The sequence below is a fragment of the Rhodoligotrophos sp. CJ14 genome, assembly GCF_038811545.1.
In the GTDB taxonomy this organism is placed as follows: Bacteria; Pseudomonadota; Alphaproteobacteria; order Rhizobiales; family Im1; genus Rhodoligotrophos; species Rhodoligotrophos ferricapiens.
In genome coordinates, this window is record NZ_CP133319.1 from 865,325 (window position 1) to 887,249 (window position 21,925).

General features: G+C 62.3%; 17 protein-coding genes and 1 pseudogene. 8 read left to right on the plus strand and 10 right to left on the minus strand.

Annotated features, from left to right (window positions below):
* Positions 1 to 39: 39 nt before the first annotated feature.
* Positions 40 to 1,518 (minus strand): exodeoxyribonuclease VII large subunit, encoded by a 1,479-nt coding sequence (xseA, locus tag RCF49_RS03955; protein WP_342642747.1) that lies wholly within the window; start codon positions 1,516 to 1,518, stop codon positions 40 to 42.
* 107 nt (positions 1,519 to 1,625) lie between these two features.
* Here xseA and purD point away from each other — a divergent pair, with 107 nt between their 5' ends.
* The 4 genes from purD to RCF49_RS03975 are packed head-to-tail and all read left to right on the plus strand — an operon-like array spanning position 1,626 to position 5,889.
* Complete coding sequence (gene purD / locus RCF49_RS03960) at positions 1,626 to 2,903, plus strand: phosphoribosylamine--glycine ligase (protein WP_342642748.1); 1,278 nt, start codon at positions 1,626 to 1,628, stop codon at positions 2,901 to 2,903.
* A gap of 46 nt (positions 2,904 to 2,949) precedes the next feature.
* The gene (locus tag RCF49_RS03965) at positions 2,950 to 3,852 is read left to right on the plus strand and encodes an alpha/beta fold hydrolase (RefSeq protein ID WP_342642749.1); all 903 of its coding nucleotides are present in this window, start codon (positions 2,950 to 2,952) and stop codon (positions 3,850 to 3,852) included.
* Between the two features lie 23 nt (positions 3,853 to 3,875).
* Positions 3,876 to 4,973 carry a phosphotransferase family protein gene (locus RCF49_RS03970; protein ID WP_342642750.1) on the plus strand — a complete coding sequence of 366 codons (1,098 nt, stop codon included), beginning with the start codon at positions 3,876 to 3,878 and terminating at the stop codon, positions 4,971 to 4,973.
* Positions 4,951 to 5,889, plus strand: a complete 939-nt coding sequence (locus RCF49_RS03975; protein ID WP_342642751.1) for a patatin-like phospholipase family protein — start codon at positions 4,951 to 4,953, stop codon at positions 5,887 to 5,889. Before RCF49_RS03970 ends, RCF49_RS03975 begins: the two co-directional genes overlap by 23 nt.
* Here RCF49_RS03975 and RCF49_RS03980 read toward each other — a convergent pair.
* The 3 genes from RCF49_RS03980 to RCF49_RS03990 form a co-directional block, all read right to left on the minus strand.
* On the minus strand, positions 5,828 to 7,210 hold the full coding sequence (locus RCF49_RS03980) for an HlyD family type I secretion periplasmic adaptor subunit (RefSeq protein WP_342642752.1): 1,383 nt from the start codon (positions 7,208 to 7,210) through the stop codon (positions 5,828 to 5,830). The genes RCF49_RS03975 and RCF49_RS03980 overlap by 62 nt on opposite strands.
* The gene (locus tag RCF49_RS03985) at positions 7,197 to 9,350 is read right to left on the minus strand and encodes a type I secretion system permease/ATPase (protein WP_342642753.1); all 2,154 of its coding nucleotides are present in this window, start codon (positions 9,348 to 9,350) and stop codon (positions 7,197 to 7,199) included. The genes RCF49_RS03980 and RCF49_RS03985 overlap by 14 nt, the downstream gene beginning before the upstream one ends.
* Positions 9,351 to 9,536: 186 nt before the next feature.
* A complete protein-coding gene (locus tag RCF49_RS03990) occupies positions 9,537 to 10,004 on the minus strand; it encodes a nucleoside deaminase (RefSeq protein WP_342642754.1) in 468 nt (155 codons plus the stop codon).
* 510 nt (positions 10,005 to 10,514) lie between these two features.
* Here RCF49_RS03990 and RCF49_RS03995 point away from each other — a divergent pair.
* Positions 10,515 to 11,234 (plus strand): annotated as a pseudogene (locus RCF49_RS03995) (pseudouridine synthase); the annotation flags it as partial.
* Positions 11,235 to 11,289: 55 nt separating this feature from the next.
* Positions 11,290 to 11,856, plus strand: coding sequence for a 16S rRNA (guanine(966)-N(2))-methyltransferase RsmD (gene rsmD, locus RCF49_RS04000; RefSeq protein ID WP_342642755.1), 567 nt, complete (start codon positions 11,290 to 11,292; stop codon positions 11,854 to 11,856).
* A 3-nt stretch (positions 11,857 to 11,859) separates the two neighbouring features.
* Here the strand turns inward: rsmD and mutL are convergent, their stop codons facing one another.
* From mutL to ileS, 6 genes are all read right to left on the minus strand, one after another.
* Positions 11,860 to 13,698: a DNA mismatch repair endonuclease MutL gene (gene mutL / locus RCF49_RS04005; RefSeq protein ID WP_342642756.1), complete on the minus strand. Its 1,839-nt coding sequence runs from the start codon at positions 13,696 to 13,698 to the stop codon at positions 11,860 to 11,862.
* A gap of 18 nt (positions 13,699 to 13,716) precedes the next feature.
* Positions 13,717 to 15,066 carry a M16 family metallopeptidase gene (locus tag RCF49_RS04010; RefSeq protein WP_342644114.1) on the minus strand — a complete coding sequence of 450 codons (1,350 nt, stop codon included), beginning with the start codon at positions 15,064 to 15,066 and terminating at the stop codon, positions 13,717 to 13,719.
* 2 nt (positions 15,067 to 15,068) lie between these two features.
* Positions 15,069 to 16,559: a M16 family metallopeptidase gene (locus RCF49_RS04015; RefSeq protein ID WP_342642757.1), complete on the minus strand. Its 1,491-nt coding sequence runs from the start codon at positions 16,557 to 16,559 to the stop codon at positions 15,069 to 15,071.
* Between the two features lie 189 nt (positions 16,560 to 16,748).
* On the minus strand, positions 16,749 to 17,342 hold the full coding sequence (locus RCF49_RS04020; RefSeq protein WP_342642758.1) for a DUF3035 domain-containing protein: 594 nt from the start codon (positions 17,340 to 17,342) through the stop codon (positions 16,749 to 16,751).
* A 110-nt stretch (positions 17,343 to 17,452) separates the two neighbouring features.
* The gene (lspA, locus tag RCF49_RS04025) at positions 17,453 to 18,007 is read right to left on the minus strand and encodes a signal peptidase II (RefSeq protein WP_342642759.1); all 555 of its coding nucleotides are present in this window, start codon (positions 18,005 to 18,007) and stop codon (positions 17,453 to 17,455) included.
* A complete protein-coding gene (gene ileS, locus RCF49_RS04030; protein ID WP_342642760.1) occupies positions 17,971 to 20,928 on the minus strand; it encodes an isoleucine--tRNA ligase in 2,958 nt (985 codons plus the stop codon). Before ileS ends, lspA begins: the two co-directional genes overlap by 37 nt.
* Before the next feature lie 175 nt (positions 20,929 to 21,103).
* Here ileS and RCF49_RS04035 point away from each other — a divergent pair, with 175 nt between their 5' ends.
* Positions 21,104 to 21,349, plus strand: coding sequence for a hypothetical protein (locus RCF49_RS04035; RefSeq protein WP_342642761.1), 246 nt, complete (start codon positions 21,104 to 21,106; stop codon positions 21,347 to 21,349).
* Between the two features lie 318 nt (positions 21,350 to 21,667).
* Positions 21,668 to 21,922, plus strand: coding sequence for a hypothetical protein (locus tag RCF49_RS04040; RefSeq protein WP_342642762.1), 255 nt, complete (start codon positions 21,668 to 21,670; stop codon positions 21,920 to 21,922).
* Positions 21,923 to 21,925 lie beyond the last annotated feature (3 nt).

Below are 21,925 nucleotides of genomic sequence, written 5' to 3' on the forward strand. Positions count from 1 at the left end.
GTGTAATGCTTGAGGGCTTAAACAACCAGTAGCCCAACTTCAAAAAAGCTCACCCTGCGACCCCGACGAGCCGGGTTCGCGGGCCTTTCGGCGCGGTAGCATCGGCGAAACGGCTGTGCCCTGCTCACCTCCGATGCGCGCGGCCCGTTCACCATCCTGAAAACGCAGCACAACCTCCTGACCAGGTCTCGTCTCTTCAGCTTTGCGCAGGGGATGCCCGGCATCGAGCACCAGCGCATAGCCGCGTTTGAGCACGGATTCAAAGCCGAGTGAGCTGAGGAGCTTGCCTTGCGTGTCGAGCCGGGAGGCGAGGTCGGTGAGCCTGCGCCGGACAGCGCGCTGCGCCCGGCCATCGAGCGATGCAAGCTGCTGCCGCTCGCGGACGCAGTGAGCCAGCAGCACCCGCCCATTGAGGCGACCCGCGCAGGCCGTCAGGGCATGTCGGTGATGGTGTGTATTGGCGCGCAACGCGCTCGTAAGCCGTCCGGCTGCCATATCGAAGCGCTGCCGGGCAAGCGACAGGATGTCCTGTGGCCGCGCAAGCCCTCGAGCCGCAGATCTGACCCTTTGCCGACGCTCGTCGATATGGCGGCGCATCGCTCCGGCATGGCGAAGGCTCAAGCCGTCCACGATCCCGATCAGCTCCTGGCGCACGGGCACCGCGCATTCCGCCGCGGCCGTCGGCGTCGGGCAGCGCAAGTCCGCCGCATGATCGATGAGCGTTGTGTCGGTCTCATGCCCGACCGCCGAGATCAGCGGGATCTCGCTTTCAGCCGCCGCTCGCACCACCTCCTCTTCGTTGAAGCCCCAGAGGTCCTCGAGCGACCCGCCGCCTCGGGCAACGATGATCACATGCGGCCTCGGCACCGGTCCGCCGGGGGCGATGGCATTGAATCCGCGAATGGCAGCGGCAACCTCGGCAGCACAGGTCTCCCCCTGCACCCGGACCGGCCAGACCAGCACATGCCGCGGAAAGCGATCAGACAGTCTGTGCAGAATGTCCCGAATGACCGCCCCCGTCGGTGAGGTCACCACCCCGATCACGCCGGGCAGGAACGGCACCTTCACCTTGCGCGCGGCATCGAACAAGCCTTCGGCTGCAAGCTTGCGCCTCCGCTCCTCGAGCAGCGCCATGAGCGCGCCGATCCCCGCTGGCTCTAGCGTTTCGATGACGATCTGATATTTCGACGAGTTGGGATAGGTGGTGAGCCGGCCCGTGGCGATGACCTCGAGCCCCTCCTGGGGCTTGAACCGCAACCGCGCGAAGCTTGACCGCCAGATCACCGCATCGATCTTGGCAGTCTCGTCCTTGAGCGCGAAATAGCAGTGGCCGGATGAATGTTGCCCGCGAAAGCCGCTGATCTCGCCTCTGACTCGCACGAAGGAGAACGCATCCTCCACTGTGCGCTTGAGCGCGAATGCAAGCTCGCTGACCGAAACCTCCACGATATTGGCTGCGGGCCTCTCGGGAGCGCTTTGAGCGACTGGCCACCCGGCGGCGCTTGCCTCATTGGACATGATACTCGAATCCTGTTTTCTGAGCGCCATCTGATGCTAATAAGAGCTTAAGTTCAAGGTGCGGGCGTCTGCGGCCGCGCTCAACCAGCAGTTTGGATAGGGCCTTAATGAACATCCTGGTGATCGGGTCGGGTGGCCGCGAGCACGCCTTATGTTGGGCAATCAGTGCAAGTCCTCTGCTAGATAGGCTTTTCTGCGCGCCCGGCAATGGCGGCATCGGTGAGGTTGCGGAGCTTGTTGCGGATCTCGCCATATCTGACCACGCCGCGATCATCGAGTTCTGCCGCACACAGAAGATAGAGCTGGTGGTGGTCGGCCCCGAGGCCCCCCTCGTTGCGGGACTGGTGGATGATCTCACCCGCGCCGGCATCAAGGCCTTCGGCCCCTCCGCCGCCGCGGCTAGGCTCGAAGGGTCGAAAGCCTTCACCAAGGAATTCTGCGCGCGCCACAATATACCAACCGCCGCTTTCGCAAGGTTCAGCGACCCCCAAGCCGCCAAGGCCTATCTCGGCAAGACCGCGCCGATCGTCCTCAAGGCCGACGGGCTGGCGGCTGGCAAAGGCGTGATCATCGCAACCACCCCGGCCGAGGCCCACGCTGCTGTCGATGACATTTTGGGCGGACAGTTCGGGACCGCCGGCCGCGAGATCGTCATCGAGGAATTCCTCGAAGGCGAGGAGGCAAGCTTCTTCGTGCTGGTTGACGGGACGCATGGCCTTCCCCTCGCCACGGCCCAAGATCATAAGCGCGTCGGCGACGGCGACACAGGTCCCAATACCGGCGGCATGGGCGCCTATTCCCCCGCCCCGGTGATGACCCAGGAGATGATCGACCGGACCATGCGCGAGATCATCGCGCCAACCATTGCTGGAATGGCTGCCGAAGGGGCACCTTATAAGGGCGTTCTCTATGCAGGCCTGATGATCACATCGGCAGGGCCGAAGCTCATCGAGTATAATTGCCGGTTCGGTGATCCCGAATGCCAGGTGCTCATGATGCGCCTCAAATCCGATATCGTGCCCGCTCTGCTCGCCAGCGTCGATGGCGAGCTCGGCGATTTCGATCTGCGCTGGCACGATGAAGCGGCCCTCACCGTTGTCATGGCGGCAAATGGCTATCCCGGCGATTACGTCAAGGGCACCGAGATCCGCAATCTCGGCCATGCGGCTGAGGTCGAGGGGGTCGAGATCTTCCATGCCGGCACACGCCGCGACGGCGACAAAATCCTTGCCAATGGCGGCCGGGTGCTCAATGTGACCGCCATCGGCACGACCCTCGCGCAGGCGCAGGCCCGCGCCTATGCGGCGGTGGATCGGATCGATTGGCCCGAAGGCTTCTGCCGCCGAGACATTGGCTGGCGCGCACTCGGCCGGTCATCCGGCTGAGCCTGGCCCGCAGCACTGGATCTGGCAACGAGCGGAGGACGGACCCATGCAGGATTTCTTTCCAGGTTTCGACAGCCGCCGCGTGAACACATTCGGTGCCGAGATCGCCCTGCGCATTGGAGGTTCAGGTCCAGCCCTCGTGCTGCTGCATGGCTATCCACAAACCCATGCCATGTGGCACAAGCTGGCGCCGGGCCTGGCCGAACACTTCACTCTGGTGCTGCCGGATTTGCGCGGCTATGGCGCCTCGTCCTGCCCGCCCAATGATCCTGACAACTTCACCTACTCCAAGCGCGCCATGGCTCAGGACGTGCTGCAGCTCATGCAGCAGCTTGGCTTCCGCAGCTTCATGGTGGCTGGCCATGACCGGGGCGCGCGCGTTGCCTATCGCCTGGCGCTGGATGAGCCCGAAGCAGTACGCCGCCTCGCAGTGCTCGATATCATTCCCACTTATGAGATGTGGGCAAATTTCTCCGTCAAGCTGGCGATGAACACCTATCACTGGCTGTTCCTGGCCCAGCCCCATCCCTTGCCCGAGATGCTCATCGAGCCGCGCGCCCGGGAATTTCTCGATTACACCTTGGCGAGCTGGTCAGGAACGCGCGATCTCAGCCCATTCGCGCCCGAGGCGCTCGCCGCCTATCGTGACGCCTTCGCCGCACCAGGCCGGGTCTCGGCGAGCTGTGCGGATTATCGTGCGGGCCAGACCTATGATTTCGATGCTGACAAGGCCGATCATGACGCCGGGCGCATGATCACCTCGCCGCTGCTCGCGCTCTGGGGGGATACGGGCTTTCCAGCCAACATCGCAACACCGCTCGACATTTGGAAACGCTGGGCGATAGATGTGCGGGGACAGGCGATCTCTGCCGGCCATTTCCTGGCAGAGGAAGCAGCCGATGCGGTATTGGCGAGCCTCATTCCGTTTCTTAAAGAAGAGACCGCCTGAACAATGCGAGGAACCAACTGGGAATGAGCAACAGCACGGTAGAGCGGATTGATCGCCAGAAGGAGTTTTCCGGGGTGGACGCGGTGCGACCGGCGCATCGCTTCGATGAGGGCAGTCTTGCGGCCTATATGGCCGATCACGTGGAGGGCTTTCGCGGGCCTATCACGGTGGAGCAGTTCAAGGGCGGCCAGTCCAATCCCACCTACCGGATCACGGCTCACTCGGGCCGCTACGTGTTGCGCCGCAAGCCGCCGGGTAAGCTCCTGCCCTCCGCACACGCGGTTGATCGCGAATATCGGGTGATCGCCGCTCTCCATGCACAGGGCTTTCCCGTGGCGCGCCCCTATGTGCTTTGCGATGACGACAGCGTCATCGGCACCGCCTTCTATATCATGGACTTCGTGGATGGGCGGGTGTTCTGGGAGCCCTTCGCCCCCGGCATATCCCCCAAGGAGCGCGGCGCCATCTACGATTCACTGAACGCGACCATCGCCCGGCTGCACAGCTTTGACTACAATGCCATCGCTCTTGGCGACTTCGGAAAGGCCCAGGGCTATGTGGCGCGCCAGATCAAGCGCTGGTCTGAGCAATACCGTGCCTCGGAGACCAAGAAGGTCCCGGAAATGGACCGGTTGATGACATGGCTCCCCGAGGCCTGCCCGGAAACCACCGAAGCTGCCCTTGTGCATGGTGACTTCCGCCTCGACAACACCATCATTGCAGCCGCAGAGCCGCAAGTGCTTGCCGTTCTTGACTGGGAGCTCTCGACGATCGGCGATCCGATCGCTGATTTCACCTACCACCTGATGCAGTGGCGAATGCCGCCATCCGAGATCAATGCCGGCGTCGGCACCTTGGTGGGCCATGATCTCGATGCCTTGGGCCTGCCGCGCCTCGAGACCTATATCGAGCGCTATTGCGAGCGCACCGGGCGGTCGAGCATTCCGAACATCGACTTTTACTTGGCCTATAATTTCTTCCGCATGGCCGCGATCTTCCAGGGCATCGTCGGGCGGGTCCGCGATGGCACGGCCGCCAATCCCAAAGCCGCCGCCATGGAAACCCAGGTTGAGCCCATGGCCAAGGTTGCCTGGGATTATGCCCGCAAAGCAGGGGCTTGAGGTGCCCTCCGCCACCCCGAAGATCGGCCTCGCCTTGGGGGGTGGTGGTGCGCGAGGTCTTGCTCACATCGCAATTCTCGAGGCCTTTGACGAACTTGGCATCAAGCCCGCGCAGATTGCCGGGACCAGCATCGGCGCGCTGATCGGCGCGGCCTATGCTGGCGGGATAAGCGCTGCCGAGATCCGGGCCCATGCCGAGCGGATCTTGGTCAACCGCCGCGAGCTGATCCGCCGTATTCTGGCGGACCCGGAAATGAACCTCCGCCAGCTCTTCGGCCTGCGCCCTCCCCTGGGAGCGGCGATCGATGGCCGTGTGCTGGTCCGCACGGCGCTGCCCCCGGGGATCCCGGACCGGATCGAAGAATTTTCGATTCCCTTCACAGCCGTCGCGACGGACTTCTATGGCAGGCGCGCCCATCCCCTGATGCGCGGCCCGGTCGTGCCGACACTGGCCGCCAGCATTGCCCTTCCCGGGCTGATTTCGCCTCAGCGCTTGGGCAATGTGATCCTGATCGATGGGGGCATTACCAATCCCCTGCCTTTCGACCTGCTGCACCATGTAGACATCGTAGTTGCGGTCGATGTGACGGGACGGCCGATCAGCCGGCCCGGGCGGATGCCGAGCATGCCGGAGCTCCTGTTCAGATCATCCATGATAATGCAGCACCACCTGGTTCAGGCGAATATCGAGCGCTCCCCGCCAGACATATTGGTGGTGCCGGAGGTCGATGAGATCCGCGTCTTGGAATTCTTCCGGCTGCCGCAGATCCTGAGGCAGACACAACCGGCCAAAGAGGACGTGAAGCGAAAGCTCGACGCCATCCTCAATGGCCGGCCGGCACGGCGCAGGCGCCCTAGTCCTCCACAAAGCTCCGCTGGAAGGAGGCGATCAGCGGGTCCAGGATATAGCGCATGACCGTGCGCGTTCCCGTTGTGATCGCAACCTCGGCCGGCATGCCCGGGACCAGCTGAATGGCGGGCTGGATCTTGCCCAGCTCCTTCTGCGATACCTCGACCTTGCCTGCATAATAGCTTTGGCCAGTTGGCTCCTGAGTGGCATCAGGCGCCACATAGATGAGCTTTCCCTCGATACGCGGCAGGCTTCTTTGCTTATACGCCGTCAATCTGACCAGGCATTGTTCGCCCCCATGCACCACGTCGATGTCCATTGGGGAGATTTGCACATCAACGAGCAGTTTTTCCGCATCAGGAACGATGTCGAGGATCGGAGAGCTCGGGTTTATGACACCCCCGATCGTATGGTAACGGAGATTAACCACGGTTCCTTCGACGGGCGCGGTGATCCTGGTACGCGACAGCACGTCGCTGGTTGCAGAGAGCTTGCTATCGAGATTGGCAAGCTCCTGTTCAAGCTGAGCCCTTTGGCCCGACGCTGTATTGCGAGCCTCCGCATCGATATTGACCACCTGGATCTTCGCTTCGGTGAGCTGCTGCTCGGTGGTCGCCAAATCGGCTTCCGCTGTAGAGACACTCGTGACGAGCTGCGACCGGCTCCGCTGCAGCTCGATGAGCCGCGCACGCCGCTCAAAGCCTCGTTGGATCAAATCGTAGATGGTCTTGGCCTCCTGGTCGAACAGTCGAAGCTGATCGCGCGCCGAGGCGAGCACTGCCCTGCGACCGACCAGTTGCTCCTCAAGCTGGGCCACCCGCTGTTTCAGGGCATCACGCCGACCTTTCAAACTTTCCTGGTTCAGGTTGAACAGCCGGTTCTGGGAGGCAATGATCTCCGCGGCCTTGTGGTCCTTTTCTGCTGCCTGCAACAACCACTCGGGGTATGTGATCTTGTCTCGGCCCTCAACCTCTGTATCAAGTCGAGCCAACGCGGCGGCGGCGCCATAGCGCTGCACTTGCAGCACGTCCAGGCTTGCGACATTCTGTGTCGCATCGAGCACGATCAGCGTATCGCCCTCCTTCACGCGTGAACCGTCGTGAACGAGAATTTCTTGAATGATTCCACCCTCGAGGTGCTGCACCGTCCGCCGGTAGCCTTCTGGACTCACCACACCGCGTGCCATGGCCGCACTGGCCAGTGGCGCGACGGCAGCCCAGGTCCCTGCGCCGAACAGGAAGATGCCGACCACAAGCAGACCGATCGTGCTGACCTTCAGGAGGGACCGCCTATTGGCGTTTAACGCCTTCCGGGCTTCCTCCTCGCTGCTGGCGAACATCGCCTCGGTCAATTGTTGAGGCGCAGCGACTGCGTTAGGAGAAACCATTTCCTAAACCTCCTTGCGCGTGGAAGATCGTGTTGGGAATAGGCTTTCCCGCCGCACCGAAGCTGTTGGCGGCCGGCCTGAGTGCGCCGGTTGGTGTCATTATCGCCCCTGATCCTGAGGCGGCGCCCGGTGTCAGTATCGATCCTGGTCCCGAGGCGACGCCTGGTGTCAGCATCGCCCCTGGTCCCGAGGCGACGCCTGGTGTCAGTATCGACCCTGGTCCTGAGGCGACGCCTGGTGTCAGCATCGCCCCTGGTCCCGAGGCGACGCCTGGTGTCAGTATCGACCCTGGTCCTGAGGCGACGCCTGGTGTCAGCATCGAGCCTGGTCCTGAGGCGACGCCTGGTGTCAGTATCGACCCTGGTCCTGAGGCGACGCCCGGTGCCCCCATCGGTCCTGAGCTTGGTCCCGACATTGGCCCGGGGATGGGCGGCTGCATCGACGCTGGCGCCGGAGCTGGAGCGGGGGTCGCGGTGGCTCCGGTGAGCTTCGCCATCACCTCGTCGCGCGGGCCGACCATGGCGATTTGCCCCTCGGACATGACCATCAGCCGGTCGGCCGGGGTCAGAATGACCGGCCTGTGGGCCACGACGATGATGGTGATGCCGTTCTGCTTCAACTTCTCCAGGGAGTTGATGAGGACCGTCTCGCCCTCTGCGTCGAGATTCGCATTGGGTTCATCCAGCAGCAATATCCTCGGGTGACCGAACACGGCACGGGCGAGCCCAACCCTCTGACGCTGGCCACCTGATAGCTGGACGCCCCCCTCGCCGACCGGTGTGTCATATCCTGCAGGCAGTCGCAGAATGAGATCGTGAACCCCTGCGAGCTTGGCCGCCTCCACCACCTTGTGAGGGTCCGGCGCGCCCATACGCGCAATGTTTTCCGCGACCGTACCGGTAAAGAGTTCGACCAATTGAGGGAGATAGCCGACATAGGGCCCGAGATCCTCGTGTGGCCACTGAGCAAGATCAGCTCCATCGAAACGTACACTGCCAGCGGTCGGTTTGAGGATGCCGATCATCAGCTTGCAGATCGTCGTTTTCCCCGAGGCCGAGGGGCCGATCACGCCGAGCATTTCCCCGGGATTGATCACGAGCGAAGCCCCCTTGATGATTGGAGGAAAGTTAGGATGGGGTTGGAAAACGACCCGCTCGAGCTCGATACGGCCGCTGGGCGCCGGCAGCTTGGTTCTAGACTTGATCTGAGGCGCCGCCTCAAAGGCCGCCTTGATCGTCTGAAATGCCTGCTTGGCAGAAATGAACTGACGCCAGGCAGAGATTGACTGCTCCACTGGCATGAGCGCACGCGCGAGGATCATCGATCCTGCGATCATGCCGCCGCTGCTCATCTGGCCGGTGAGGACGAGATAGGCCCCCAGTCCAAGAACCAGGATCTGCGCGACGAGGCGCACGAACTTGGAAATACCGTTGATCACGGCGCCGCGGTCAGCCGCCTGTTCCTGAACCTGCAATGCACCCTCGGCGCTGGCTCGCCAGCGCGCCATGATATTGGGAAAGAGGCCCATGGCCTGCACGGTCTCGGCGTGGCGCACCGCTGATTCTGCAAGGCGATAGGCGGAGGCGAGATGGGCTGTTGCCGCCATCGAGGGAACCCGCTGCATCCTATGGTTTGCGAGCGCGAGCCCGAGCAGGACCACTGCGAAGAACAGCGTCATCATCCCGAGCCATGGATGGACCAGCCACAGGACGATGGTGAAGAATGGCGTCCAGGGCGCATCGAAAAGCGGCGCGATGAGCGGTCCGCCCACGAAGTTGCGGATTTGCGTGAGCTCCCGCAACGGCTGAGTACCGAGCGGTGTGGTGGTGGTCGCGCTGTCCACCGCCACCTTGACCAGTTCGGGCGCGATCTCGCGCTCGAAACGTGTCCCGACACGCGTCAGCAGGCATGTCCTCAGGCTATCGATGAGGCTCATGACCATAAAGGCAAAGCAGGCCGCAAATGTGAGATACAGCAGCGTATCCAGATGCGAGCTTGACAGGACCCGATCGAAAACCTGGTAGCTGTAGAGCGGAGAAACGAGGACAAGTATGTTTATACAAAAGCTGAAAAAAGCTGCAATGAACAACCACGATTTCAGAGAATTAAGTATCTGACCTGGCCTGTTACTTTCTGCCATATCACACTCACTAAACAGACGCTGGAGATCGTCCCATCAAAGGAGTCGTCGTGACCAGCCGGGTGAGCCTGATCGCCCCCGCGCTCCAATCCAACTTACCGCGGTCAATATAATAAATGGTGCATAAATGATATAAGCAATTTACACGTGTGTGAGGACCAAGCCGAACCGCCATCCGCCTGACATTTAGCGCCCAGGGAGAGGCCTGCGGTCCTGAAAAAAACGCTGCAGCAGCCTGCGCGCGCTCACTGCACGGATTCCCCCATAGACCTCGGGCCGATGGTGGCAGGTGGGCTGGGTGAACAGACGCGGACCGTGCTCGACCCCACCCATTCTTTCATCCTCCGCCCCGAAATAGAGCCGCCGGATTCTGGCGAATGAGATGGCGGCAGCGCACATGGCGCAGGGTTCGAGCGTCACGAACATGTCGCAGCCGACGAGGCGCTCGGAGCCGAGGATTCGGCAGGCTTCCCTGATGGCGAGCAGCTCTGCATGGGCCGTGGGATCTCTAAGCTCGATCGTCCGGTTGCGAGCGACCGCCAGCACCTGCCTTTCGGCGCCCACCACGACAGCGCCGACCGGCACCTCGCCGTTACGTGCTGCCTCCGCCGCAGCCTCGAGCGCAAGATCCATGAAGGGAAACTGTTCAATCATGCTTACCGGCAATCTGTCGCCGCCCGAATAGGGGCATCGGTCTAGCTTGTCACGATCACAATATCGTGGTCGAGAGTTGGAGACCCTGAACCGCCGGCATTTGCGCCGTCACTGCGCCGCCTCGCGGCAAGCTGCCCACCGCGATCCCGACTGGAGAGGCGGGGTGCTCGCAGCCAGGAGCAATGCTGGACGATCGGGGCTCGTTTCCGCTATTGAGATGTATATGTCCCTCCGTGGGACTATGCCCGTTTCCCCAAACCGTCCGGAGATCACAACATGCGGCTTCACGCCGGCGCCTCCCGGCATGAAAAGCTTCTCTCGCGCGCTGTGAGGAAAGATCTTCTGGATCATGCTTCTGAGCGTCAACTGCAACTCCCTTAGCGTGTGCATCCATCAGATTCTCCTGAAACTTGTACAAAATATGGAGATGCCTATGCGCATCGGTTCGAACATGTTGATGCGGGCGCAGTCTTGACCAGTGGGCCTGAGAACAAGGACGCGACGCCCCCCCAGGGCGAGCGCATCGCCAAGGTGATTGCGCGCGCAGGCGTCTGCTCGCGCCGTGATGCGGAGGCTCTGATCGCAGCGGGCCGGGTGACGCTGAATGGTAAGCGCCTTTCATCACCTGCCGTGAACGTTGTTCAGGACGACATTATCCTCGTGGATGGCAAGCCCCTGGCGGAGCCGGAGCGCGTTCGCCTTTGGCGCTATCACAAGCCAACAGGGCTCGTGACCACCCATCGCGACCCGCAAGGCCGGGCCACCGTGTTTGACCACCTGCCGGCAACTCTCCCGCGGGTGATCTCGGTCGGACGTCTCGATATTACCTCCGAGGGTCTATTGCTGCTGACCAATGACGGCGAGCTCGCCCGCCGCCTGGAACTGCCAGCCACCGCCTGGAGCCGGCGATACCGGGTACGCGCCTATGGCAAGATCGAGCAGGCAAGGCTCGACGAACTGGCGAATGGCGTTGAGGTGGACGGTGTCCGCTATGGCCGCATTGAGGCCAAGCTCGAGCGGGAACGCGGCGACAATGTCTGGCTCACGATGAGTCTTCGCGAGGGCAAGAATCGAGAGATCCGGAAGGTGCTCGACCATCTGGGGCTGACCGTCAATCGGCTGATCCGGATCTCTTACGGCCCCTTTCAGCTGGGCGATCTCGAGCGGGGCGCAGTGGAGGAGGTGCCGACCAAGGTTCTGCGCGATCAGCTCGGGCAGAAACTGGCCCAGGGCCTCACCGGATTGGAGCGCGGCAAGACAGCCCCGGCGGGCGAGGATAAGCGCAATGCGCATCATCGCCGGTAGAGCCAGGGGGCTCGCCCTTGCGGCTCCCAGCGACCAGCGGATCAGGCCGACAAGCGATCGCACCCGAGAAGCCATTTTCAACATTCTCGAACACGGCGTTGCCGATTTCGAGCTGGAGAATGCCCGCGTCCTTGACCTCTTTGCCGGAACCGGTGCGCTTGGTCTTGAGGCCCTGTCCCGCGGCGCGCGCTTCTGCATTTTTGTTGACGAAAGCACGGCGGCACGCGGCCTGATTCGCCGCAATGTGGAGGCGATGTCCGCGCAAGGAGCCTCAAAGATCTGGCGGCGCGATGCAACGAGGTTGGGCGATTGCGCCCCCATGCAGCCGTTTGATCTCATCTTCGCCGACCCGCCTTATGGGAAGGGCCTCGGTGAGGCTGCGCTGGCCTCAGCCCTTGCCGGAGGCTGGCTTGCGCCGCACGGGCTCATGATGCTGGAGGAGGCCGCGGGCGCCGAAATCGATCTGCCCGAGGGCTTGACGGTGATAGACAGGCGCGTCTATGGCGACACCCAGGTCCTCTTCATGAGGAAAGCCGCCAACTCCTGAGCGTTATCGCCGCGAGAACAGCTTCTCGATATCGCTGAGCTTGAGCTCGATATAGGTCGGCCGGCCATGGTTGCACTGGCCGGAATTGGGCGTGGCCTCCATTTCCCGCAACAGCGCGTTCATCTCTTCTGGGCGCAGTCGCCGGCCGGAGCGGACCGAGCCATGGCAAGCCATGGTGGCGAGCACATGCTCGATCCTATCCTGCAAAACGCTTGAGCCGCCGGCGTCCGTAAGCTCGTCCGCGAGCTCCTGCACGAGCTTGGCAATATTGCCCCCCGCGATGAGCGCGGGCACCTCGCGCACGCAAACGGCGCCTGGCCCGAAACTGTCGATGACAAGCCCGAGCGAGGCAAGGACCTCCTCCGCGTCGATAAGGCGGCCCACGGCCGCCTCGTCGAGCTCGACCACCTCCGGCACCAGCAGCGGCTGCCGCGCGATTCCCGTTTCGGCGAGCGAGGCCTTGAGGCGCTCATAAACCAGCCGCTCATGGGCGGCATGCTGGTCGACGATGACGATGCCGTCACTGGTCTGCGCAATGATGTAATTTTCATGCACCTGCGCGCGCGCCGCCCCGAGCGGTGCGCCCTCGACCTGAGCCTCGGGCTCCTCGATATCATTGACGGTCCAGGCGGCGGCACTGGGCTCAGCCAGCCCCGGCATCATCACCGCGGACCCGATCGCCGGCGCCTGAAAAGCAAAGGCGGCCTCAGCCTGTACTGGCAAGGGCCGCATTGCCGCGTAGGAGCGAGAGAGGCCGCCGGATCCAGATCGTCCATGAGACGGCGAGCCCATGGGCCTTGCCGCGGCCAAAGCTGCGGTCGCAATGGTTCCGGTTGCGCGTTTTGCCGCCTCATCGAGCCCTTGGCGAAGGGCGCCCACCACCAGGGCGCGAACCAGCCCCTGATCGCGAAACCGCACCTCGGCCTTGGCCGGATGCACATTCACATCGACCATTTCCGGCGGGCAGGTGATGAACAGGACCGCGAGCGGATGCCGGCCCCGCGGCACGAGATCCCCATAAGCGCCTCGCAGCGCACCCAAGAGCAGGCGGTCGCGCACCGGCCGGCCGTTCACGAACAGAAATTGCATGGTGGCATAGGCGCGGTTGAGCGTTGGCAGGCCGGCATAGCCGCGCAGTGTCACCCCTTCCCGCTCGCCTGAGACCACAACGGAATTATCCGTGAACTCGCGCCCCATGATCTCTGCCAGCCGGCGCTGGAACGCCTCCTCCGTCTCGGCAAGCGCAGCGAAATTGAGAACACGGCGTTCGGAGGTGGTGAAGGTGAATCCGATGCGGGGATGGGCCATGGCCAGCCGCCGCATCACCTCGATCGCCTCGGCCGTCTCCGCTCGCTCCGATTTGAGGAATTTGAGGCGGGCGGGGACCGCGAAGAAGAGATCGCGGACCTCGATGAGGCTGCCTGCCCCCAGCGCCGCGGGCCGAACCGGGTGCTTGGTGCCGCCTTCAACCCGCACACGATGCGCATCACCCCCCGATTGCGGCCGCGAGGTGATTGCAAGCCGTGAGACCGCGCCGATCGATGGTAAGGCCTCCCCGCGGAAGCCAAGCGTGTCGATCAACAGGAGGGCCTCATCCGCGAGCTTGGAGGTGGCATGGCGCTCGACCGCGAGGTCAAGCTCTTCCGCCGTCATGCCAATACCGTCATCGCGGACTTCGATCAGGCTGCGGCCACCATCATTGAACAGCACGTCGACATGGCGGGCGCCGGCATCGATCGCGTTCTCCACCAGTTCCTTGACGACGCTGGCGGGGCGCTCGATGACCTCGCCCGCAGCGATGCGGTTGACGACCCCCTCTGGCAGCCTGCGGATGCTCGGCATGCCCCCCTCTCCATATGATCAGCCGCCGGTGCTGGTGAGATTATCGGGTTGCCCGACGACTGTGAACAGCAACTGATCAGACCCGAGCAGCCGCTTGGCAGCCCGCCTCACATCCTCCAGGGTCACCGCCTCGATCAGCCCGTTACGCTCGTTAATGTAATCGATCCCGAGATTGTCGAGCTGAAGACCGAGCAGCTGCCGCGCGATCTTTGCATTGCTGTCGAACCGCAGCGCATAGGAGCCGACCAGATAGGTCTTGGCATCCTCGAGTTCCCTCTCGGTTGGGCCATTTTTGGCCATGCGCGCGATCTCAGCCTTGATGATCTCGACCGTTTCCGCCGCGCGGTCATTGCGCGTAGCCGCACCGCCGATCAGCAGGCCCACACGATCGAGGGGCCAGAGCGAGGTATAGACCGAATAGGTCAGGCCTCGTTTCTCCCGCACCTCCTCGACGAGGCGCGAGCCAAAACCGCCACCGCCCAGGATCGAGTTCATGACAAAGGCGGGGATGAAGTCCGGATCGCGCCGCTTGAGCCCCTGCGTGCCGAACACGATGACGCTCTGCGGCACGTCGAACTTGACCACCTCCAGGGCCGCGCTGCTGCGCACCTTGGCTTCCGGGATGGACGGCAGATCAGCCTTCTCCGGAAGGCGTCCGAACACCTCATCGAGCAGCGGCGCGAGGGTCTTCGCATCAATCGCCCCGACCACTGCGACCTTGAGGCCGGCCCTGTTCATCAGCCGGTTCCTGAAATTGCGGAGATCATCGGGCGTGATCGCCTGAAGGCCCGGAATGGTCCCTTGCGGATCATTCACATAAGGATGATCCCCCATGGCGAGCTTGAGCCAGCTATTCGTGGCGATCACCTGCGGATCGCTGGCATCGTTGCGCAAGGAAGCGAGCAGCCGCGCCCGCATGCGATCGACCGCATCCTTATCGAAGCGGGGCTCATTGAGCGCGAGCTTCAAAAGCCGGAACGCCTCATCGCGATTGGTGGCGAGGGCTTGAAAGCTGCCCATGAAATTGTCGCGATCCGCCTCGAAGGACAGCTTTGTCGCGGTATTCTCGAGGGCCTTCTGGAAGGCCTGCGAGTCCATGTCGCCCGCGCCTTCATCGAGCGTTGCCGACAGGAAATTGGACAATCCCTGCCGATCAGCCGGCTCGATCGAGCTGCCCCCGTGGAAGGCGAAATCCATGGCGATGATCGGCACGGTCTCATCTTGCACGAGCCAGGCGGTAATGCCGCCCGGGCTCTTGACCTCCTGAATTTCGACCGCCTCGGCTGTCTGCGCGTGACCTGCAAGGCTGAAGGCCAGGACGAGCACTGCGCCGAGCGCTGAAGCCTGGCGTTTGAACTGGTTGATCATGTTCACGGCTGGCCATCCTTCTGCTTGGCGGGTGCGCTGGCGGGCATATCCGTTTCCGGAGCCTCAGCCGGCGGCGCAGTCTCGCTATGAGCTGCAGGCTCGGCGGCACCGTCAACCGGCATCAGCCGCCCAGAGACCTGACGCTCCGGCTGCAGATATTTCTTCGCGACCGCCACCACCTGATCCTTCGTCACCCGGTGGACGCGCTGCGGCCAGCTGCGGACGTCCTCAACCGTCTGGCCGGTCGTCAGGGCAGTCCCAAACACCTGCGCAAGCCCCATCTGGCTGTCCAGCGCATAGATCGCCTGAGCGATGAGCGATGACTTGGCAGTCGCAAGATCCTCATCCGTGATCTCGCCGGCCTGAACCCGCACGATCACATCATCGATGGCCTTATCGACCGCGGCGAGATCGACACCCGGCAGCGGCGAGGCATAGATCCCGAACGTGCCATAATCGAGCTTGTCACCGTCGAACCAGGCGGAGGCTGAGCTGGCGAGCTTCTTCTCCATCACGAGATCGCGATAGATCATGCTGGTGGGACCACCGCCGAGAATCCCCGCGAGCACATCGAGGGCTGGCGCCTCTCCCGCTTCCGCGTGACGGGCGGCAACGGCAAGATAGTCCCGATAAAGCCTAGGATCAGGCACCTTGGCATCGCGTAAGATGACCTGCCGCAGCGCCTCGGGGGTAGGCTCCTTCAACCTTTCGCGCGGACCGGGCTCGGCGGTATTCTGGAGCTTGCCGAAATGGGTCTGAGCAAGCTTGCGCACCTCTTCCGGCGTCGTGTCGCCGGCCACGACCAGAATGGCATTGGCGGGCGTATAGAAGCGCTTGTAGAAATCGAGCGCGTCCTGCCGGCTGAGCTTCTCCATCTCATTCATCCAGCCGATGACCGGCTTGTGATAGGGATGGTTGAGGAACAGCGCCGCGTCCATCTGCTCCATCAGCCGCGCCGCGGGCTCGTTGTCGATCCGTGATCGCCTCTCCTCCAGGATGACATCGCGCTCGGTCTCCACATCCTGAGCCGTCAGCTTGAGATTGGCCATGCGATCAGCCTCCATCTCCATCACCATGGGCAGCTGCTCCTTGGCGATGCGCTGGAAATAGGCCGTATAGTCGGAGCTGGTGAAGGCGTTGTCCTCACCGCCATGCTGACGGATGATCTTCGAGAAATCGCCCGCCGGAATTTTGCTCGTGCCCTTGAACATCAGATGTTCGAGAAAATGAGCAATTCCTGATTTTCCCGGCGGCTCGTCCGCCGCGCCGACACGATACCAGACCATATGCGTGACCACTGGCGCGCGATGATCGGGGATAACCACCACGTCCATGCCATTGTCCAGCCTGAAGGTGGAGACATCGGCAAACAGCGGCGGCTCTTCCTGCGCATGCAGTGCGGACAGCAGGCTGATGGCGACGAGAAGCCCGGCGACGAGCGATGGCAGTGCCAATCGCCAAGCGAGGAAGGTCGGGCGCACGGATATCGTCATGCATGCCTCTTGAGGGTACGGATTAACGGCCAAAGTGAGGGGCCACTCCTCTGGCGTCCACTAAAAACTTGGTAAGATGGCCGAAGAGCCCTAAGGGGCCCTTCCCAGGGAAAACGCAATTTAAAGTTGAATGAGCAATCCGACTTAAATAAGTCAACCTAAACAATTTTGTCGTTCAAAGAGGGCCTATTAATCGGAAAACAGATTGCCGATATTCCAGATCGAACCGTAATTCGGGTTCTTGGCGCGCTCGCGCTCGAGACGCTTTTGCTTCAGTTCCTTCGACAGCTGCGCCTCGCTCTTCGGCGTGCCATCCGGATTGGTTTTTGAAATACCGTACTGCTGGTAGACGTCCTGCGCTGGGGCCGTGGCCGTCGCGGTCTGGACAGGCGCGCTGGGTTGAGCCGGCGTGATCGACGCGGTATGCCCGCTGGCCGCCTGCGCCCGTGGTGCGGCCGGGGCCTGTGGAGCCGCTGCGGCCTGTTGGAGAACCTCTTCCGGCGGCGTGTGTAGGGCTTGCGATCCGACCGCTGCGGCAGCGGCTTCGGCGGCCACGTTCGGCGTCCCGCTATCCGCACCCGCTGGTGCCGGCGGCTTGAGCGTCAAGTCCGGCGGCATCGACAGCACCTGGTGAGTGCGCACCTCTCTCTCATCCGGGACCGTTTTTCCCATGCCAAGCATGTCGGTCACGCCGGACCCGCCGGAGCAGCCGCCCATAAGCAGGCTGGCGGCGGTCAACAATCCTGCCGCTGCGGAGATTTTCAGCACTCTGATGCGCTCCATTCTAGCTTCCTGGAGGACGCAGCGCGCGAATGCACATCCGCGCAAGCCCCCGACTCTTCCCTCTTCGTGCCGCAGCCTCCTATGTCACTGCGGCGAAACCATGACCAGCGTTATTGGTCAGTTCCGTGTCCTTCTTGCCAGCAGTCATACAGAAGCGCGGCCACCCCCGCAACAATCGCGACATCCGCTATGTTGAACACGTACCAACTATAGCCGAAGGCGTGGAAGCTGAAAAAATCGGCAACCGCCCCATGCACGAGGCGATCAATGAGATTGCCGACCGCCCCGCCGACGATCATGCCGAGCGCCAAATTGGCGAGCGGGCGGCGATTGATGCTGAGCCAGATGCTAAGTCCGATGATCACCGCAAGGCTCAAGCCGACAAGCAACCATCGTCCGGCGGCGCTGTGCTGAGTGAACCAGCCATAGCTCACCCCTCGGTTCCACACGAGAACCAGATCGAAGAAGCTGGTGACCTGCACGACGCCGCGCGCCGCAATGTCATAAACCGCGAGCATCCACCACTTGAATGCCTGGTCAACCGCGAGGCAAAGCAAGGCGATTATCCAGCCGCGCCGCACTGAAACGTTCAAGCGATCAGAACGCTGCTCTGACAAGGAGCCTTCCGTCATGCGCTCGCCACCCCCTGCCTGCGTCCAAGCCATTCGCGAACCGCTTCCGCATCCCGTGGCGTGATATCCGGGAATTCGGGGTCGGAGCCGACCTCCGGCGTGATCTTCCAGGAGCGCGCACATTTGCGTCCTTCCGCGAGCGCCGGTACAACCGCAACCCCAGGCACCTCGCTCAGCCGATAGGCATCCTCTGGCCCCTCGCCGGCTTCGAGCCGCGCATCGCTGGTGATGGCGATTTCGGCAAGATCAACCCCATCGAGCGCGGCCATGAGCTTGGGATCCGACACATAGACCACCGGCGCAGCTTCGAGGCTGGAGCCGATCCGCTTCGCGGCCCGCTCAAGCTCGAGCGCCCCGGTCACCACGCGCCTCACCTCGCGCACGGCCTCCCATTTCGCATTGATCTCTTCCGAGCGCCAGCTCTCCGGCACCTCCGGGAATTTGCGCAAGTGCACCGAGCCGTCCTCAGACGGGAAGCGGGCAAGCCAGGCCTCTTCCGCCGTGAAGGCGATCATGGGCGCGAGCCAGGCGGTGAGGCACGAGAACAGCGCGTCCATCACCGTGCGACAGGCCCGCCGGCGTAGCGATGACAAGGGATCGCAATAGAGCGCATCCTTGCGGATGTCGAAATAGATGGCGGAGAGCTCGATCGTGCAGAAATTGAACAGCCGCGAATAGATGCGGCGATAATCATAAGCCCGATAGCCCTCACGCACCTGGCTGTCGAGCTCCCAGAGCTTGTGCAGGATATAGCGCTCGAGCTCGGGCATCTCCTCGACCGGCACCCGCTCGCTCTCATCAAACTCCGCAAGCGCGCCGAGCATGTAGCGCAGCGTATTGCGCAGCTTCCGATAGGCCTCGACATTGGCCTTGATGATTTCCGGCCCGATCTTGAGATCATCCTCATAATCGGCCGACATCACCCACAGCCTCAGGATATCCGCGCCGTGCTGCCGGATCACATCTTGCGGGGCGACAATATTGCCGAGCGACTTCGACATCTTGCGCCCGTCCTCGGCCATGACGAAGCCATGGGTCACCACCTCGTCATAAGGGGCGCGGCCACGGGTGCCGCAGGATTCGAGCAGAGAGGAGTGGAACCAGCCGCGATGCTGGTCCGACCCCTCGAGATAGATGACCCGATCCTCACCGCCCTCCATCCGGCGCTTGGGCTTGAGGTCATCCCGCTGCTCCAGCACGAAGGCGTGGGTGGAGCCGGAATCGAACCACACATCGAGAATGTCGGTCACCTGCTCCCAATCGGACAGCTTGTGTTCGCTGCCGAGAAAGCGGCTGGCAGCATCTTCATGGAACCAGGCGTCGGCGCCTTCCGCTTCGAAGGCCTGGACGATGCGCTCGTTGACCTTGGGATCGCGCAGGATCTCGCCCGTATTCCGGTTGACGAACACGCAGATCGGCACGCCCCAGGCGCGCTGTCGCGAGATCACCCAATCCGGCCGGTTCTCGATCATGCCGCGCAGCCGGTTTTGGCCTGTTTGCGGCGTGAACTCGGTCGCGGCGATCGCGTTGAGCGCCCGACGGCGAAGCGTGTCGCCAGGACCGCCGATGTCACGATCCATGGCAATGAACCATTGCGGCGTGTTGCGGAAGATGACTGGCTTTTTCGACCGCCAGGAATGGGGATACTGATGTTTGAGCCGCCCCCGGGCGATCAGCATGTCGGCCGCGGTCAGCGCCTTGATCACCGCATCATTGGCATCGCCCTTCTCGCCCTTGCTGGTGATGACCCGCCGCCCCTCGAAGCCTGGTGCCTCCCGGGTGTAGTAGCCATCCGCATCTACCGTAAACGGAATGGTAGGATCGATGCCGCGCTGCTCCAGTTCCCGCTGATGCTCGGTCCAGACCTCGAAATCTTCAGTGCCATGGCTCGGCGCCGTATGAACGAAGCCAGTCCCCGCTTCGTCGGTGACGTGCTCGCCATCGAGCAGCGGCACGTTGAACCCGTAGCCGAGATCCCTGAGCGGATGATGAGCAAGCGCCTGGGCCAGATCGGCGCTTGTAACCGTGCCGCGCCGCTCATAGGCCTCGACCTTCGCCTGCTTCAGCACCTCGTCGGCGAGCTTATCCGCCAGAACGAATGTGTCGCCGACCTTCGCCCAATTGCCTTCAGGCGCAGCCGTGACCTGATAGAGGCCATAAGCGACCTTCGATGAGAAGGAAATGGCGCGGTTGCCCGGGATGGTCCAGGGCGTGGTGGTCCAGATGACGACGAAAGCGCCCTTGAGGGGTCCCTCGCTCACCACCGGAAACTTCGCCCAGATCATATCGGACTGATAGTCCTGATACTCAACCTCCGCCTCGGCCAGCGCCGTGCGCTCCACCACCGACCACATCACCGGCTTGGAGCCGCGATAGAGCTGGCCAGTCTCGGCAAATTTCATAAGCTCACGCGCAATTTGCGCTTCCGCCTTGAAGCTCATCGTGAGGTAGGGATGATCCCAGTCCCCGGTCACACCCAGGCGCTGGAATTCTTCCGACTGAATGCCGACCCACTTCTCGGCAAATTCGCGGCATTCCTGGCGAAAATCGTTGATCGCAACCTGGTCTTTGTTGAGCCCCTTGGCGCGGTACTCCTCCTCGATCTTCCATTCGATCGGCAGCCCATGGCAGTCCCAGCCCGGCACATAATTCGAGTCATAGCCGAGCATCTGCAGTGACCGGGTGATCACATCCTTCAGGATCTTGTTGAGTGCATGCCCGATATGAAGATGGCCGTTGGCGTAAGGCGGCCCGTCATGGAGCAGATATTTCGGCCGTCCACGCGCCTCTTCCCGCAGTCGCTTGTACAAGCCGATCCGCTGCCAGCGCGCAAGGATCTCCGGCTCCTTCTGCGGCAGACCCGCGCGCATGGGGAAATCCGTCTTGGGCAGGAACAGCGTCTCGCGATAGTCGATCCCGGCACTGTTCGGGGCTTGGAGCGTCTCGTCGGTCATCAGAGCAGCGGTTCTCACGGTGACATGAACACCGGGCCTTTTAGCGCCGATGCGTCCAACAATCCAGCGAGGGTATGGGGTGAACGAAAATTAAGCTGACTGGCCCCTCATAAGCCTGTATCCACTACTCCAAGTTGTAAATCATGCTAAGCTATTTCATAGCGAGGATCCCACGATGATCCCTGGTGCTATTATTGATACTGCCCATCGCCTCAACGAAGTCGAGCTCGCCCATCATGAGACCGGCTGGTTGAGATATGTTCCAGTCTACACGGCGGGCCTGGGCACGGCGGCGCTCGGAATTGCAGCCGCGGACCTGGTACACGAGCTGAATGAAGGGCCGGAGGAGGTGGTGATCGTTGGCAAGGATGGCGACGATCACAAGGATGCAGGTCACCACGATACATTCTGCCTCAGCTAGAGCATTTTTAAGCGAGTCGGCAGCAGTTCGCGCGCGAATAAATGCCCCGCAAAGGCTAGAGCATTTTCGAGCGAAGTGGATGCCGGTTCGCGTGAAGAAAATGCGACCAAGCAAGACCTTGAGACGCGGTTTCGCGATTCAGAGAAAAGCGGAACGCTCTGGTATGGCCAGTGGCTGCTGCGAACGTCAGAGCAACTTCGCAGTTCATAAAGCTCAAGCGCTCGAGCGGCGAGCGCGCCCCTTTACGCCGGCAATGATGGACGAGTCCTGTCGATCGCTGCTGCTCGCGCACTGAACTCTAATCGGAGAGACTTTAAAATGTCGCTTTCAGGAATTCTCTCAACGTTCAAGAGCTTCCACGAAAAATACGAGCCGATCTATGCTCCTCTTGCGGGTATCGGCGCCGCTATTGGCACACCGATTCTTATCGCGAATGCCTTGTTCAACACCTACCTTGCCACCCACCCTCGCTCCTCAGCAGAGGACGGAGCGCCGCAATCGCACGACCAGGCAGATAGCCCAGCCGTGGAACACACGAAAGACTCTCTGCACGACCTGACGTATATCCATTAGCCG